Below are 15917 nucleotides of genomic sequence, written 5' to 3' on the forward strand. Positions count from 1 at the left end.
AGGACGGCGACCACGAGGGGTCGCCGGTGGCGGAGGCCGATCCGTGGCCGAGGACGAGCGATCCGTGCTCGAGAGGGGCTATCGGCGCACCGCCCGGCCCGCGTAAGCGGTCGCCCCGAACGGGGGTCGGTCAGCCCGTGACGTCGAGGTACCGAGCCGGTTCCGGCGCCCGCGACGACGCGACGGACCGCAGCGCGCCCAGGTGCGCGGCGACGTCCCTCCTGGCCGCGTCGACGCGCGCGACGGCGTCCCGCTGCGCTGCGAGCAGCCGGGAGGCCCGACCCACGAGCTCGCGCGGGATCCGTCCCAGTCCGGTCGGCGGGGTCCACTCCGGGACCGCGACGCCGACGGCGTCGGCGCGGGCGACCGCGACCTCGAGGTCGGTGAGGACGCGGTCCCACGCCGAGTGCGCGTCCACGGTCACTGCGTCGCCGCGATCCTGACCGGACTGCTCGCCGGGCGTCGACCACTCAGGCGACACCGAGTGCTCCCCCGGTCCCGGTCGCCGTCGCCGACGCGGGCAACGCCGCGGCGGCGTCGTGCCACGCGGCACGGAGCGGCTCGAGCAGACGGATGCACTGCCGTGTCGCGTCGACGTCGTGGTGCACGTTCGCGGTGATCAGCGCGGTCGACGCGTAGTTGTAGATGGCGAGCAGCCCCTCCCCGCCGTCCCACACGTCGATGCGGAGCGACGTGGACAGCTCCCCCACGATCGCCTGCGCGTGCATGAGCTGCTCCCGAGCGGTCGACCAGTCGGCGGTGGTCTGCGCCTGTTCGGCGCGGTGCAGGTCGAGGAGCAGCCGGTCGTAGAGCATCGTGACGAGCTGGGCCGGGGTCGCGGACAGCACCGACTGGGTCGCGTACTGCGCGCGGCGACGGTCGTCAGCGGCGGTGCCCTCGGCGGCGGCGCGACGGAACGCGGCGGCGGAGGCGAGGTCGAAGGCGTTCATCGGGTCACTTGCTCGACGACGAGTACGAGGGCAGCGACGAGATCTGGCTCGTGAGCCAGGTCGACTGCGACTTCAGGGTGGACAGGTTCGTCTCGAGGTTCGTGTACTCCTCCTGCAGCGTCGCACGGCGGTCCGCGAGCCGCGTGTCCCAGTCGCTGATCTGCTGGTTGAGGTCCGTGACCACGGACTGCTGCCCCGTGATCGCGGTCGTGATCGAACCGCTGTACTTGTCGGACGCGCCGTTCGCGACGTTCGCGACGTTCTGCGCCAGGCCCGAGAGGATCTTCTGCGTGCCGGCGGGGTCCGTCGCGAGCGCGGCCTGGAACGCGTCCGAGTCGAAGGTGAAGTCGCCGTCCTTCGTGATCTCGATGCCGATCGAGGACGGGGACTGCCCGTTCACCGGGGTCGACATCGCGCTCGTGATCTGCTGCACGGCGTCCCGCGTCGTCGCGTCGCCGAGGAGCACGCCCGCGGTCGTGGACTGCGAGCCGTCGGTGGCGCTCGTCGACGTCGACACACTCGTGTTCGACGAGTAGTAGCTCGTGATCGCGTTGAGTGCGTCGACCAGGCCGGACGCGACCGCGGTGGCCTTCGTCGTGTCCTGGGCGACGGTGACCGTGACCGGTGACGCGGACACCGCCGACACGTTCACGGTGAGTCCGGGCACGAGGTCGGTGAACGTGTTCGTCGAGCTCGTGATCGTCTGCGCGGCCGCGGTGCCCGCCCACAGCGTGACCGAGGCGTCGGACGCCTGCTGCACGACGGCGGCACCGGACTCGGTGAGGACGTTCGTCGCGGTCCCCGCGTCGACGTCGCTGCCCGAGCCGCGGTAGAGGGTGAACGCGCCCGCCGACCCCGAGGCCGTCGCGGTGAGCTGGAGCCGGTACTGCTTCGTGCCGTCGGCCGTCGTCCCCGCGGCGACCTTCGTCGCGGTGACGCCGGCGCCTGCCTTGTTGATCGCGCTGACGACGTCGTCGAGCGAGCCGGAGGCCGGGCTGATCTCGGTCTTCGCACCGCTCGCGGAGACGACTGTGAGCGTCGGCGCGCTGCTCGACCACGTCGTCATCGCGGCGGTGACGCCGACCTGCGCTGCGGCGGTGCTCCCGACCGTGAAGCTGACGCTCCCGGCGGCCGCGGTGCTCGACACGCTCGCGGTGACCGCGGAGGACGAGCTCGACGCGGTGAGGAGGTTGAGGGAGGTGCTCGTGGCGGCGGCCGTGGCCTTCGTCGCCATGGTCGCGAACAGGCCGTTGATCGTCTGCAGCGACGAGATGAACGCGCTCGTCGACGTGACCTTGTCCTGGAGCAGCGACTGCGGCAGCTGCTCGATCGACATGAGCGAGTTGATGATGCTCGTGGTGTCGAGGCCACTGGCGAGGCCGTCGATGCCGAGCGTGCCCGATGCCGACGTCGAGGTGGTCGTCAAGGCGGAGGTGGTGGACACCGTGGGGCTCCTTCCGGTCGTTCGACGGCAGCGACGCCGCCGCACGGATCACCCGAACGGATCCGTACGGCGGCGGCCGCCAGGGGTGTTACTTGAGCAGCGAGAGGACGCCCTGCGTGCTCTGGTTCGCCTGCGCGAGCATCGCCGTGCCGGCCTGGCTCAGGATGTTGTCGCGCGTGTAGTTGACCATCTCCTCCGCCATGTCGACGTCGGTGATCCGCGACTGCGCCGCGGTGAGGTTCTCCTTCGCCACGTTCGTCACGTTGATGGCGTGATCGAAGCGGTTCTGGACGGCACCGAGGTTCGAGCGGGCGGTCGACACGGCCGTGATCTGCGCGTCGATGGCACGGATCGCCGCCTGGGCGTGGTCCGCGGTGTCGAACTGCAGGCCCGTCGTGGACGAACCGGCGGCGCCCGTCAGGGTGCCGGTGGTGTCCGCCGTCCCGAGCGGGCTGACGGTGTCGACCGCACTGCCGTCGTTCGCGCGGACGTTGAAGCCGGTGGTCGCGCCGTTCACGTCCTTCACCGCGGTGGCGGTGAAGTTCTTCGAGAACGTGGCGTCACCGTTCAGCGAGGACACGAGATCGTCGACCGACGTGAACGTGCCGTCGGCGTTCGAGCCCGTGAGGGTGCCCGTCGTGACCTTGAGGTCCGACGAGGTGCCCTTGCCGGCCTCGAACGAGAGCGACTTGCCCTGGAAGGCGGTGTTGATGTTCGTGCCGCTCTTGATCGTGAACGCGGTGCCGTCGGACTGCGTCGCGCCGAGCGCGTCGACGACCTTGTTCACGTTGGCGCCGGACAGGTCGACCGAGATCTGGCTGTTGGCGTCACCGTTCGCGCCGACCTGGAACTTCAGCGTGCTGTTGCTGTTGAGCAGCGACGTGCCGTTGAAGTTCGTGGACGAGGCGATGCGGCTGAGCTCCGACTGGAGCGACGAGACCTCGGTCGTGATCGCGGTGCGCGAGTCGGCGTTGTTCGAGTCGTTGCCGGCCTGCACGGCGAGGTCACGCATGCGCTGGAGGATCGAGTGGACCTCGGTGAGGCCACCTTCAGCGGTCTGCACGACGGAGATGCCGTCCTGGGCGTTGCGGGCCGCGACCGTGAGGCCACCGACCTGCGACTTCAGGCCCTCGGAGATCGACAGACCGGCGGCGTCGTCGGCGGCCTTGTTGATCCGCAGACCGCTCGAGAGCTTCTCGAGCGAGTTCGACAGGTCGTTCTGGGTCGCGTTGAGGTTCCGGTACGTGTCGAGTGCCGAGAGGTTGGTGTTGATGGACATACCCATGGTGATTTCCTCCGTGAAATGTGGGTGTGGTGCGCCGGCCCGTCCATGGGCTGGCATCGAGGACTCTCGGCCGTGCGGCCGGAGCCGTTAGGAGACGGTGCGGACCGATTTCCGCGTGCCGTGCTCCCGACGTTCTCAGCTCGCCGCGGCGGCAGTTCCGGCGAGGGGCTCGATCACGGCGCGGGCCATGCCGACCGCCGCGTTCGAGGCGACCCGTGCGAGGTAGGCGCTGCGTCGCGCGGCCGTCGTGCGGGAGCGCGGCTCGACGACGACGTCGTCGCTGTCGCCGTAGTGGGCGGTCAGGCCGTCGTGGAGCAGGCGCATCGCCTCGGACCGCTGCTGCGACACCGCCGAGTGGGTGATCCCGAGCTCCTCGGCGACCTCGGTGACGGTGCGGTCCCCGAAGTACACGGCCTCGACGATGAACCGCATGCGCTCCGGCAGAGCGGCGACGGCGGCGCGGAGGTAGCGGGTGCGCTCGGTGGCGAGGAGGTCGTCACCGGGCAACGGGACCTCGGCCGCGAGCGAGTCGTGCACGGTCTCGTCGATCGTGGTGACCGTCCGGCCCGCGTCGGCGAGGGCGTCCGCCGCGGACTGGCGGTCGACCCCCATGGCGTCCGCGAGCTCCTGGACCGACACCGCGCGTCCGAGCTGCGCCGTCAGGGTGTCCTGCACGGCGAGGGTCTCCTTGATGCGCTTGCGCGTCCCACGGCTGGCCCAGTCGCCGGCGCGCATGTCGTCGGCGAACGCCCCGGTGATGCGCGTGCGGGCGTACGCACCGAACGGCACCCCGAGCGAGGGGTCGTACGCGTCTGCGGCGGTGACGAGCGCCAGGGCACCGACGGAGGCCATGTCGTCGCGCGACAGGTGGGTCGCACGGGCGCAGACCTCGGCGACGAGGTACCCCACCAGCGGGAGGTTCTCCACCACGAGTGCGTTCCGTGCCGTGCGGTCCATCCGGTGTCTCCCCCTCGATGATCGGTGCGGTCGCCCGCGGTGCAGTCATGAACCTATCGACGAGCTGAGGGGGACAGGAGACCTCTCCCGGCCCCAGTCCGGGGGTTTCCTGGGCGCCCTGGGTCGGCATTTCGGGGGACAAGGCGGTTCCCGTCCCCCCGAAGTGGAGGCGCGGTGCCACTGGTGCCCCTCCGGGGGTTCGGCTAGTGCGCCCAGGTCGCTCCCACCGTCGCTCCTAACGGCGGTGGACGTGCGGACCGATAGTGCTCGTCGACGCAGCGAGCCGATCACCGGGAGGAGACCTTGGGCATGAACGAACTGTCCGCCGTGCTGTGGCGGGAACGCGAGCTCCTCGAGCTCCTCACCTTCAAGCTCGAGGAGGAGCAGCTGCTCCTGACCGCCGGACGCTCGCGGTGGGTCGACCACGCGAGCCGTGAGGTCGAACAGGTCCTCGAGCGGCTGCGCGCCGTCGGCCTCGAGCGCAGCGTCGAGAGCGCCGCCGTCGCCGAGCAGCTCGGCGCGCCGACCGACGCACCCCTCCGCGAGATCGTGTCGGCCGCCGCGCCGGAGGGGCCGTGGGGCGAGATCCTCGCTGCGCACCTCCGCGCGATGATCGAGCTGACCGCGCAGGTCGCCGCGCTGCGGGACGAGAACGAGCGGTTCCTCCGAGCGGCGGCGCGCGCCACGCAGGAGACCCTGGCCGGTGCGGTCGGCGAGGTCGCGACGTACGACGGCCGCGGGTCCGCCGACGCCGGCGCCGCCGGTGCGCACTTCTTCGACGGGAGCCTGTAGTCATGGTCAGCACCTTCGGATCGCTCGCAACCGCCTACTCCGGGCTCTCCGCCGCGCGTGCCGGACTCGACGTCGTGGGTCAGAACATCGCGAACGCGGGGACGACCGGGTACACCCGGCAGCGGATCACGCAGACGTCCATCCCGCCGGTCGCCGCGACCGGGCTCCTCACCGGTACGGTCGCGACCGCCGGCCAGGGCGTCTCCGTCGAGGGCATCGCCCGACTCGCGACCATGACGCTCGACACGCAGGTCCGTGCCTCCGCGTCCGCCTCGGGGTACGCGTCGGCTCGCTCGTCCGCACTGTCCGACCTCGAGACGTCGTTGAACGAACCCGGGGCGAACGGACTGTCCAGCCAGCTGGACACGATGTGGTCGGCCTGGTCGGACCTCCAGAACAACCCCGGGGACACCGCGTCCGGCGGCGTCGTGCTCAGCTCGGCCACGCAGGTGGCGAGCACGCTGCGGACCGGATCCCAGGCGATCGACGCGCAGTGGGCCTCCGCGCGGTCCGACGTCGGCGACGCGGTCGGGCAGCTCAACACCGCGGCGACCCAGGTCGCGGCGCTCAACGACCGCATCCGCACCACCGCCGCAGGGGGCGGCTCGACGAACGAGTTGATGGACCAACGCGACGTGCTCACCGAACAGATGGCGTCCCTGTCCGGCGCCACGGTGCGGGACAACGGCGACGGCACGGTCGACGTGGTCATCGGCGGGAACGCGATCGTCGACGGCACGTCCGCCCACGCCGTGGCCGTCACCGGTTCCGACACGCTGCGCGGCGCCGCCGCCTCCCCGGTGACCCTGTCGTGGGTCGGCGGGTCCGGCTCGGCCGTCACACTGGACGGCGGCAGCATCGCCGGCACGCTCAGCGTCCTCGCGCCCGCGAACGCCGACGGCACCGGGGGCGCCCTCGCCGAGGCCTCCGCGGGGTACGACCGTGTCGCGACCGCGCTCGCCACGCAGGTGAACGCCGTGCACGAGACCGGGTACACCCCCGCGGGTGCCACCGGCACGGACTTCTTCGCGATCGCGGCCGGTGTCCCGGCCGCGCAGGGCCTCACCGTCGTCCCGACCGACGCCGCCGGCATCGCCGTCCGGACCGGGGACGGCTCGTACAGCGGCAGCATCGCGGACACCATCGGCCAGATCGGCTCCGCCGCGGACGCCCCCGACCGGACCTGGTCGGACGTCGTCACCGGCATCGGCACGACGTCGAGGACGGCCGCGACCCAGACCACCCTCACCGGACTCGCCGCGACGAGCGCCAAGACGCAGCAGCAGTCCGGGGCCGGCGTCGACCTCGACGAGGAGAACGTGAACCTGCTCACCTACCAGCACGCCTACCAGGGGGCCGCGCGCGTGCTCACCGCGGTCGACCAGATGCTCGACACCCTCATCAACCACGTCGGCGTCGTCGGGATCAGCTGATCGTCATGCTCACTCGTGTCACGACCCAGATGTCCATGGCGGCGGCGCAACAGCGTCTCCATACCGGTGCCGCGCGGCTCGCGCAGCTGCAGGACCAGGCGTCGAGCCTGAAGCACATCACCGTCCCGTCGGACGACCCCAGCGGTACCGGCAAGTCGATCACCGTGCGGAGCGCCCAGGCCCAGAACGCGCAGTACTCCCGCAACGCCGACGACGGCGCCGGGTGGCTGGCCACGACCGACTCCGCGCTCGCGAGCGTGTACTCGGTCATGAACAAGGTCCGGGACCTCACCGTGCAGGGATCCAACAGCGGCACCATGAACGACACCGACCGGAACGCGATCGTCACCGAGCTCCAGGGACTCAAGCAGGACCTGCTCCAGGACGCCAACACGCAGTACGGCGGTCGGGCCGTCTTCGCCGGCAACACGGACGCGTCCGCCGCGTACGGCAGCGACTTCACCTACAACGGGTCGACCGACGGCACCGACGTCGGCGTGCAGCGCCGGATCGCGTCGGGGACGACCGTGCGCGTCGACACCGACGGCAGCGCCGTCTTCGGGACCGGGAGTGACTCGGTGTTCAGCCTCATCGACGACATCAGCAGCGACCTGCAGTCCGGTGCCGACGTCAGCGCGCGGATCAGTCAGGTCGACAGCCGGATCGCCGCCGTCCGTGGCGTCCAGGGCGACGTCGGCACCCGACACTCCTCGGTCATCACCGCGCAGTCGACCCTCGCGTCCCGGTCCACCGACCTCGAGGGACAGCGCTCCCAGATCGAGGACAAGGACGTCGCCAAGGCGATCCTCGACCTGCAGCTCCAGCAGACCAACTACCAGGCAGCCCTCGCCGTCACCGCGAAGACGCTGCAGCCGACCCTGATGGACTACCTCTCATGAACATCCCGCTGACGTTCACCGTCCCACCGTTCGGTCTCGAACCCTTCACGTCGTTCACCCTGCAGGAGGTCACCGGTGCCGAGGGGCTCTTCGCCCTCGCCGGGCACGGCACCACCGCTGCCGGCACCGAGGACCCACGCCTGTTCGTCCTCGACGCCGCCGTGCACCTGCCCGACTACGCGCCCGTCATCACCGAGGAGCAGACCGCGCTCCTCGACCTCCGCGACGCGGGCGAGGCGATGCTCCTCGTCGTCGCGAACCCCGCCGAGAGCGGCACGACGGTGAACCTGCTCGCGCCGGTCATCGTCAACGCCCGGACCGGCATCGGCGCGCAGCTCATCCTCGAGGGGCAGGACCACCCCCTCCGAGCGGTGCTCGCGCGCCGCTGACGCCGCCCCGCCGCTCCCGCTGGTTTCCCGACAGGTCAGCGGTCGTCCGACACGCACACCGTCACCGAAGACGCGTGCATCTGGTTCCCGCGCATACGACGACATCGCCGATGACGGACGACAGCGGGATCGTCACCAGGTGACGCACCACTCGCTTCCGACGGTGACGACACTCCTCCCCAGGTGATCCACGAGCAGGCCCGTCCCCAGTCCAGTGCTCCCGGTGCGTGGGCGCGCCCGGAGCTCCACGAGCATCACTGCATGCCGTCGACTCGTCACGCCCGCTCTGGTCGCGTCGCCGACAGCCGCCGGTGCCGCCACCGACCGGGAGGCCCACCTCGTTCCCGCCGGACCGGCACCCGCCGGGCGCGCACGGTCGGTGCGGGCCCCGTTCACGGATCCCCGGAGCGCGCGACCGGCGTCCACGCCGCCAGCACGCGTCCACGACGCCGACGCCGCCCGCGGGCCGAGCTGCCGACGCTCCCCCGCGCGGGCTTACCCCTCCGCCCCATCGCCGCCCCCACGCGCAGTCTGAAGCGGAAGAAGCGCGCAGGCAGGGCGGCCGGAACGCACCGGCCCCGGCACCCGCGAAACCGCCGAGCGTAGGGTGCACGAATGGCCAAACGAGGCACCCCGGGCGATCGAAACGCCATCGTCCCCCTTCCCGTCACGGTCCCGACCGACAACACCTCGGTCGAGGCGCAGACCGACGTACCCGGCCCGAGCGGCCTGGCGTCCACTCGCTGGTCGGCGACGCTCGACCGCGTGCTCAGCGTGCAACGCCCGGTGGTGGTCGCACACGTCGACCGGATCCGTCGGCGCCGCCCGGACGCCACACCGGCCGAGGTCATCGCGATCCTCGAGCGCCAGTACCTCACCGCCGTGTCGACGGGCGGCGCCGCGGTCGGAGCGAGCGCGGTGATCCCCGGGGTCGGGTTCGCGACGAGCCTCGGCCTCACGGGCGCGGAGACGGCGGCGTTCCTCGAGGCGAGCGCCCTGTTCGCCCAGTCGGTCACCGAGGTGCACGGCATCGCGGTGACCGACCCCGAACGAGCGCGGACGCTCGTGATGGCGATGATCCTCGGCGCGCCCGGAACCTCGCTCGTCAAGCAGCTCGCGGCCCAGGCCGGGGGTGGCCCGACGCGGACGGCGTTCTGGGGCGAACTCGTCACGTCGAGCCTGCCCCGCTCGGTCGTCAGCGGCATCGGCGGGCGGCTCCGTGACTCGTTCGTCAAGCGCTTCCTGGCGCGGCAGGGGGCGAGCGTGCTCGGCCGCGCGGTGCCGTTCGGGATCGGTGCGGTCATCGGCGGCGTCGGGAACCACGCGCTCGGCCGCAAGGTGATCGACGGCTCGCGGACGGCGTTCGGCCCGCCGCCGGCACACTTCCCGCTCCCGGTGTCGCCGCGCCCCGAGCGAGCTCGACGCGGGCGCGACGTCGCCCCGGGCGTCGAGGCCGGGACCTCGCGGCGCCGGCAGCGCGCCCTGCCCTGGCGTCGTCCTGCCGACACGGACGACCTCTGGGCCGACCCGGACACGGGCACGGACACGCCCGCGTCGTAGCGAGCGGCCGGGCGCGTCGCGGCCGCGCCGACGGTGGCCTCAGCCCCGCCGGACCGGCGTCCGGACGACCTGTCCGGCGTGCGCGAAGCCCCCGCCGAACCCGAACAGCAGCGCGGGCACGCCCTCGGGCAGTTCCCCGGCCGCCCACGCCTTCGACAACCCGAGCGGCACGCTCGCGGCCGAGGTGTTCCCGGACTCCTGCACGTCGGTGATCACGAACTTCGTGTCGCCCCCGAGCGCCTTGGCGAGCGGCTCGATGATCCGGAGGTTCGCCTGGTGGAACGCGAGCACCTGAATCTCGTCCATCGTCATCCCGGCCTTCTCGACGATGCGGCGCGCGTGCCCCTCCGCCTCGGTGATCGCCCAGCGGTAGATCGAGCGGCCTTCCTGCGAGAACCGTTGCGGGTCCCCGTCGACGAGCACGGCCTCGAGCAGGTGCGGGACGCTCCCCCAGGACACCGGGCCGATCTCGGCGGTGTCGCTGCGTTGGACGACGGCGGCTCCGGCTGCGTCGCCGATGAGGACGCACGTCGACCGGTCGGTCCAGTCGACGAGGCCGGAGATCTTCTCGGACGCGATCACGAGCGAGGTCGTGGCGCTGCCGAGCCGGATGGACTGGTCGGCGAGGGCGAGCGCGTACTCGAAGCCGGAGCAGGCGGTGTTGATGTCGATGGGCGCCGGGCCGGCAGTGAGTCCGAGCGCGACGGCGACGCGTCCGGCGGTGTACGGCGCGCGGTCGGTGGCGGAGGTCGACGCGACGAACACCTGGTCGATCTCGGCGGGGTCGATGCCCGCGTCGGCGATGGCGGCACGGCCGGCCTCGATCGCCATGCTCGTGACGGTGTCGGCCTCGGACGCGATGTGCCGCGTGCGGATCCCGGTTCGGGTCCGGATCCACTCGTCGTTCGTGTCGACGATCGCCGCGAGGTCGTCGTTCGTCATGATCCGGGCGGGCTGGTGGTGCCCGAGGCCGATGATGCGGCTGCCGGGCGTGTTCGCGTCGTTCACCGGATCGACGCTAGTCGACGCGCGCCCGGCGACCGTGCAGTGCGCACGACAACGAACCCGACCCCGTCTTGGGGCCCTCGTGCACGTTCACGAGCGGGCGTCGCGCGTCGCCTTCGCGTTGGCCTTCTTGATCGCGTCGACGAGTTCGTCCTTGGTCATCGACGATCGCCCGCTGACGTCGAGCCGCTTCGCCACGTCCATGAGGTGCTGCTTGGACGCGTTCGCGTCGACGCCCTGCTGGGTCTCACCGTCGTCACGACTCCCGGCTGCACCGGAGTCGGACGGACCGTTCTCCGCCTTGCGCTCCCAGTGGTCGCCGATCTTCTCGTACTCGTGCTTGACGGCGGCGAACGCGGTCCGGTGGGCGCGCTCCCCGGGGCCGTAGGTCTCGTTCGCCGAGTCGAGCGTCTTCGCGTAGATCTCCTGCGCGTGCTCATCCGAGCGCTGCAGGGTGCTCGGGATCTCGTCCTTCGCGGGCATGGTGACTCCTCTCGCTGGTCCAGTCGTACCCCACACGGCCGGGTGTCGGACGGGAGGCGCGGCACCGGTTTCGATGTCGCGCCTCCCGTCCGTCCCGTGGTCGCGGATCAGAGGATCGGCGTGCCGCCGGTGACGGCGATGCGGGCACCGGACACGTAGCTGCCGTCGTCACTGGCGAGGAGCACGTACACCGGGGCGAGTTCCGCGGGCTGGCCGGCGCGACCGAGCGGCGCCTGCGACCCGAACGACTCGACCTGCTCCTCGGGCATCGTCGACGGGATGAGCGGCGTCCAGATCGGCCCTGGCGCGACGCTGTTCACGCGGATGCCGCGCGACCCGACGAGCTGCGCGAGCGCAGCCGAGAAGTTCGCGATGCCGGCCTTCGTCACGTCGTAGGGCAGGAGCGTCGGCACGGGGTTGTCCGAGTTGACCGAGCTCGTGCCGATGATCGACGCGCCCGCCTCCATGTGCGGCAGGGCGGCCTTCGCGAGGTGGAAGTAGGCGCTGAGGTTCGTGGCGATGGTGTGGTCCCACTCCTCGTCGGGGATCTCCTCGAGCGTCTCGTGCGTCATCTGGAACGCGGCGTTGTTGACGAGCACGTCGAGGCCGCCGAACTCCTCGACCGCCGTCGCGATCACGGAGCGGCAGTACGCCGGGTCGGACAGGTCACCGGGGAACAGGACGGCCTTCCGGCCGGCGTCCTCGATCCAGTGCTTCGTGTCCTGGGCGTCCTCCTCCTCGTCCGGGAGGTAGCTGATGAGCACGTCGGCACCCTCACGGGCGAACGCGATGGCCACGGCCTTGCCGATGCCGCTGTCGCCGCCCGTGATGACGGCACGCTTGCCGGTCATCTTGCCCGAGCCCTTGTACGACTGCTCGCCGTGGTCCGCCTTGGGGCCGAGCTCGGCTTCACTGCCGGGGGTGTCCTGCTGCTGCGGGGGCTGCTGCTGGTCGCTCATGTGGTCCTCTCCTGTCGTTGCTCCGTCGGCGTCCGTTGGCGATGCGTGGCGGACGCACGGCACCCAGGCTGGTCCGCTGCTCCTGGACCCGCGCTCAGCGGGAGGCGTAGACCCGGAGGCATGGAATACACACACCTCGGACGCACCGGCCTGTCCGTCTCCCGCGCCGTGCTCGGCACCATGAACTTCGGACCACAGACGAGCGAGGAGGACTCGTTCGCGATCATGGACCGCGCCCACGACCTCGGCGTCAACTTCTTCGACACCGCCAACGTGTACGGCTGGCAGAAGGGCGAGGGCGTCACCGAGCAGATCGTCGGCCGCTGGTTCGCGCAGGGCGGCGGCCGCCGCGAACGCACGGTCATCGCGACCAAGCTGTACGGCGACATGGGCGACTGGCCGAACGAGTCGAAGCTCTCGGCCCTGGCGATCCGTCGTCAGCTCGACGACTCGCTCCGCCGGCTGCAGACGGACCACGTCGACCTGTACCAGTTCCACCACATCGACCGGGAGACGCCCTGGGAAGAGATCTGGCAGGCGATGGAGGTCGCCGTCCAGCAGGGCAAGGTCCTGTACGCCGGGTCGAGCAACTTCGCCGGGTGGCACATCGCCCAGGCGCAGGAGGCCGCCGCGCGCCGGAACTTCGTCGGCCTCGTCAGCGAGCAGTCGATCTACAACCTGCTCGTGCGCGACGTCGAGCGCGAGACCCTGCCCGCCGCGCGCGCGTACGGCCTCGGGATGATCCCCTGGTCGCCGCTCCAGGGCGGTCTGCTCGGTGGCGTCATCGAGAAGACCGAGGAGGGCTCGCGCCGGCTCGAGGGTCGCGCGAAGGAGGCCCTCGAGGCGAACCGACCCGCGATCGAGCAGTACGAGGCGTTCGCGAAGGAGATCGGCCACGCGCCGGGCGAGCTCGCGCTCGCGTGGCTGCTCCACCAGCCGGGCGTGACCGCGCCGATCACCGGCCCGCGGACGATGCAGCAGCTCGAGTCGGCGGTGGCATCCGTGGACATCCACCTCGACCAGGCGGCGCTCGACCGCCTCGACGAGATCTTCCCGGGGCACAAGACGTCCCCGGAGGACTACGCCTGGTGACGACGGACGCGCCGGTCACCCATCCGGTGGCCGAGAACTCGGAGAGGACGACGACATGGTGAACGACCGCGGCGGGATGAACGAGGGTGCCGCGAGCGTGGGTGCGAGCCTGCAGCACGAGGCATCCGAGTCGGGCGACCGGCACATGGACCAGCACCCGGAGCAGATGGGTCGCGCCGAGGACGGCTCGTCCGGCCTCGACCGGGAGGACCGGGGCGAGCGGGAGCAGAGCGCCCTGGCCGCACTCGGTGACGACGCGCGCGGCGGCGACGCGATGGTCGGCGCGGCCGATGCGGCCGGCGACGCGTCCTCGGGGACCCAACAGGACGACCAGGAGGCACCGGGCGGCGACCGCGCGGACGGCGCCGACGTGCCGTAACGGGCTGACCCGGCCGATGCCCGGGGCCCGGCTCCGGGATCCGGGACCCGGGACCCGATCCGCGAGATCGCAGGAGATGCCGCTCTGGAACACTCCGGGGCGGCATCTTCCGCGATCTCGCGGTGCTGTGCGACCTCGCGGTGCTGTGCGATCTCGCGGTGCTGTGCGATCTCGCGGTCCTGGGTGCCGTGCCAGGTCGGATCCGGGTCAGAGCCGGTCGACCTCGCGGTCGCTCAGCCCGAGCCAGCGCAGGTAGCCGCGGACGGACAGGAACCGCTCCTCCACGTGCTCGACGACCGCGACGGCCGTGGCGGCCTCCGATCGGGCGTTCCGGTCGAAGTGCTCGGCGTCGGCAGCCTCGGCGCGTTCGCGGGCGAAACGGTCCGCCAGCGCCGCCCCGGTCGCGGCGTAGTCCGCGCCGATGCGGTCGAGGTCCGCGCCCCAGAGCCGGGCGAGCAACGCGCTGACGACGCCGGTGCGGTCCTTGCCCGCGGAGCAACAGACCAGCACGTCGCCCTCGGTCTCGGCCAGGGCGCGGAACACGAGGAGCATCGTCGCTCGGTGCCGCACGAGCCAGTCCACGTACTGGTCGCGGAGCTCGAGGGCGTCGGGGGCCGACTCCTCACCGGCCGCGGGGTCGAACAGCGGCACGTTCCGGTAGCCCGCGGCCGCGCGGAGCGGGTGCGCGAGCGCGGCGACCTCGTCGCCGCGGCGCAGGTCCACGACCGTCTCGAGCACGACGGGGTAGGCGGTGGCCGGCACGTCCTCGGTGTTCGAGCGGTAGACGGTGCGGGTCCGCCCCGCCTGGAACCCGGGTCCGCCGACCTCACGGAAGTTCGCGAGCGTGGGCGGTGTCGTCGTGGTCACCGCGTCAGTCTGCCACCGGACACGACGACGCCCCCGGCGCGGAGCCGGGGGCGTCGTGCGTGTCGCGTGGGTCAGCGGACGGAGACCGGGGTGCGGTCGGCCTCCTCGTAGAGCACGTAGCCCTCCTCGCCGTGGACGGCGGTGTCGATGCCGGCGACCTCGTCCTCGGCGCGGACGCGGAACCCGATGGTCTTCTCGACGATCCAGCCGATCACGAAGGCGAGGACGAACGAGTAGACGAGCACGACGCCGGCCGCGGTGGCCTGCTTGCCGAGCTGCACGAACGAGCCGGAGTAGATGAGGCCGGTGGTGTTCGCGAAGAACCCGAGCCACAGCGTGCCGACGATGCCGCCGACCAGGTGGACGCCGACGACGTCGAGTGAGTCGTCGAAACCGAGGCGGTACTTCCAGTCGATCGCGAAGCAGCAGATGATGCCCGAGACGAACCCGAGGACGACGCCCCAGCCGGGCGTCAGCGCGGCACAGGCGGGCGTGATCGCGACGAGACCGGTGACGGCGCCCGACGCCGCGCCGACCGAGGTGGCCTTGCCGTCGCGGATCTTCTCGATCATGAGCCAGCCGAGCACGGCGGCGGCGGGTGCGGCGAGCGTGTTGATCCACGCGAGCGAGGCGATGCCGTCCGCGGCGCCCTCGGACCCGGCGTTGAACCCGAACCAGCCGAACCAGAGGATCCCGGCGCCGAGCAGGACGAACGGGGGGTTGTGCGGCTTGTGGGCGCCCTTGGCGAACCCGACGCGGCGGCCGAGCACGATCGCGAGGGCGAGGCCCGCGGCACCGGCGTCGATGTGGACCGCCGTGCCACCGGCGAAGTCGATGACACCCCACGTGGCGAACATGCCGGACTTGAGGTTGAACACCCAGCTGGCGACCGGGAAGTAGACGAGGGTCACCCAGATGCCGGAGAAGATCATCCACGCGCCGAACTTGGCGCGGTCGGCGATGGCGCCGGAGATGAGCGCGACCGTGATGATCGCGAACGTGGCCTGGAACCCGACGAACGCGAGGTCGGGGTACGTGGCGTGGAGCGTCGACGCCTGCGACTGCTCGAACGCCTGGCCGAGACCGAGCTGGTTGAGGTCGATGCTGAAGAACCCGACCTTGCCGACGACGTGGGTGCCGGGGCCGGTGTTCGCGAACGAGATCGCGTAGCCGTACAGCACCCACAGGACGCTCACGAGACCGATCGCGCCGAAGGACATCATCATCATGCTGATGACGCTCTTCGCCTTGACCAGGCCGCCGTAGAAGAACGCGAGGCCCGGCGTCATGAACAACACCAGCGCCGCCATGATCAAGATGAAGGCCGTTTGACCTTGGTTGAGCATCTGTTCACCTCTCTGTTGCTGTGGACCGCGTCGGCGGCGCTGTCCGCGTCTGACGGGCCCGCCTCGGGTGGGACCAG

General features: G+C 71.4%; 17 protein-coding genes. 7 read left to right on the forward strand and 10 right to left on the reverse strand.

Features of this window, described 5'->3' with window-relative positions; genetic code table 11:
- Positions 1 to 130 precede the first annotated feature (130 nt).
- The 5 genes from DEI92_RS04125 to DEI92_RS04145 all read right to left on the reverse strand — a co-directional run bounded on the left by DEI92_RS04125 (position 131) and on the right by DEI92_RS04145 (position 4636).
- Positions 131 to 424: a hypothetical protein gene (locus tag DEI92_RS04125; RefSeq protein ID WP_111012486.1), complete on the reverse strand. Its 294-nt coding sequence runs from the start codon at positions 422 to 424 to the stop codon at positions 131 to 133.
- A 46-nt stretch (positions 425 to 470) separates the two neighbouring features.
- On the reverse strand, positions 471 to 950 hold the full coding sequence (fliS, locus tag DEI92_RS04130) for a flagellar export chaperone FliS (protein WP_111008828.1): 480 nt from the start codon (positions 948 to 950) through the stop codon (positions 471 to 473).
- A gap of 4 nt (positions 951 to 954) precedes the next feature.
- Complete coding sequence (fliD, locus tag DEI92_RS04135; protein WP_258370059.1) at positions 955 to 2394, reverse strand: flagellar filament capping protein FliD; 1440 nt, start codon at positions 2392 to 2394, stop codon at positions 955 to 957.
- A gap of 88 nt (positions 2395 to 2482) precedes the next feature.
- A complete protein-coding gene (locus DEI92_RS04140; RefSeq protein WP_111008827.1) occupies positions 2483 to 3679 on the reverse strand; it encodes a flagellin in 1197 nt (398 codons plus the stop codon).
- A gap of 135 nt (positions 3680 to 3814) precedes the next feature.
- Positions 3815 to 4636 (reverse strand): sigma-70 family RNA polymerase sigma factor, encoded by an 822-nt coding sequence (locus DEI92_RS04145; RefSeq protein WP_111008826.1) that lies wholly within the window; start codon positions 4634 to 4636, stop codon positions 3815 to 3817.
- A gap of 303 nt (positions 4637 to 4939) precedes the next feature.
- Between DEI92_RS04145 and DEI92_RS04150 the strand changes: the two genes are divergently transcribed.
- From DEI92_RS04150 to DEI92_RS04170, 5 genes are all read left to right on the forward strand, one after another.
- A complete protein-coding gene (locus tag DEI92_RS04150; protein ID WP_111008825.1) occupies positions 4940 to 5428 on the forward strand; it encodes a flagellar protein FlgN in 489 nt (162 codons plus the stop codon).
- A gap of 2 nt (positions 5429 to 5430) precedes the next feature.
- Complete coding sequence (flgK, locus tag DEI92_RS04155) at positions 5431 to 6861, forward strand: flagellar hook-associated protein FlgK (protein ID WP_111012487.1); 1431 nt, start codon at positions 5431 to 5433, stop codon at positions 6859 to 6861.
- A 5-nt stretch (positions 6862 to 6866) separates the two neighbouring features.
- On the forward strand, positions 6867 to 7760 hold the full coding sequence (flgL, locus tag DEI92_RS04160) for a flagellar hook-associated protein FlgL (protein WP_111012488.1): 894 nt from the start codon (positions 6867 to 6869) through the stop codon (positions 7758 to 7760).
- A complete protein-coding gene (locus DEI92_RS04165) occupies positions 7757 to 8149 on the forward strand; it encodes a flagellar assembly protein FliW (RefSeq protein ID WP_111012489.1) in 393 nt (130 codons plus the stop codon). The genes flgL and DEI92_RS04165 overlap by 4 nt, the downstream gene beginning before the upstream one ends.
- A 615-nt stretch (positions 8150 to 8764) precedes the next feature.
- Positions 8765 to 9709 (forward strand): hypothetical protein, encoded by a 945-nt coding sequence (locus DEI92_RS04170; RefSeq protein ID WP_181434639.1) that lies wholly within the window; start codon positions 8765 to 8767, stop codon positions 9707 to 9709.
- A 39-nt stretch (positions 9710 to 9748) separates the two neighbouring features.
- Here DEI92_RS04170 and DEI92_RS04175 read toward each other — a convergent pair whose 3' ends face one another.
- From DEI92_RS04175 to DEI92_RS04185, 3 genes are all read right to left on the reverse strand, one after another.
- Positions 9749 to 10717, reverse strand: a complete 969-nt coding sequence (locus DEI92_RS04175; protein WP_111012490.1) for a beta-ketoacyl-ACP synthase 3 — start codon at positions 10715 to 10717, stop codon at positions 9749 to 9751.
- Between the two features lie 87 nt (positions 10718 to 10804).
- The gene (locus DEI92_RS04180) at positions 10805 to 11197 is read right to left on the reverse strand and encodes a ChaB family protein (RefSeq protein WP_111008820.1); all 393 of its coding nucleotides are present in this window, start codon (positions 11195 to 11197) and stop codon (positions 10805 to 10807) included.
- 107 nt (positions 11198 to 11304) lie between these two features.
- A complete protein-coding gene (locus DEI92_RS04185) occupies positions 11305 to 12156 on the reverse strand; it encodes an SDR family oxidoreductase (protein WP_111008819.1) in 852 nt (283 codons plus the stop codon).
- 120 nt (positions 12157 to 12276) lie between these two features.
- On the opposite strand from DEI92_RS04185, the gene DEI92_RS04190 reads away from it, so the two are divergent.
- On the forward strand, positions 12277 to 13248 hold the full coding sequence (locus DEI92_RS04190) for an aldo/keto reductase (protein WP_111012491.1): 972 nt from the start codon (positions 12277 to 12279) through the stop codon (positions 13246 to 13248).
- A gap of 55 nt (positions 13249 to 13303) precedes the next feature.
- Complete coding sequence (locus DEI92_RS04195; RefSeq protein WP_111012492.1) at positions 13304 to 13627, forward strand: hypothetical protein; 324 nt, start codon at positions 13304 to 13306, stop codon at positions 13625 to 13627.
- A 207-nt stretch (positions 13628 to 13834) separates the two neighbouring features.
- Here DEI92_RS04195 and DEI92_RS04200 read toward each other — a convergent pair whose 3' ends face one another.
- Both DEI92_RS04200 and DEI92_RS04205 read right to left on the reverse strand, forming a co-directional pair.
- Complete coding sequence (locus DEI92_RS04200) at positions 13835 to 14494, reverse strand: tyrosine-protein phosphatase (RefSeq protein ID WP_181434640.1); 660 nt, start codon at positions 14492 to 14494, stop codon at positions 13835 to 13837.
- A gap of 71 nt (positions 14495 to 14565) precedes the next feature.
- Positions 14566 to 15840 carry an ammonium transporter gene (locus DEI92_RS04205; RefSeq protein ID WP_111012494.1) on the reverse strand — a complete coding sequence of 425 codons (1275 nt, stop codon included), beginning with the start codon at positions 15838 to 15840 and terminating at the stop codon, positions 14566 to 14568.
- Positions 15841 to 15917 lie beyond the last annotated feature (77 nt).

It is taken from the genome of Curtobacterium sp. MCBD17_034, from assembly GCF_003234515.1.
GTDB lineage: Bacteria > Actinomycetota > Actinomycetes > Actinomycetales > Microbacteriaceae > Curtobacterium.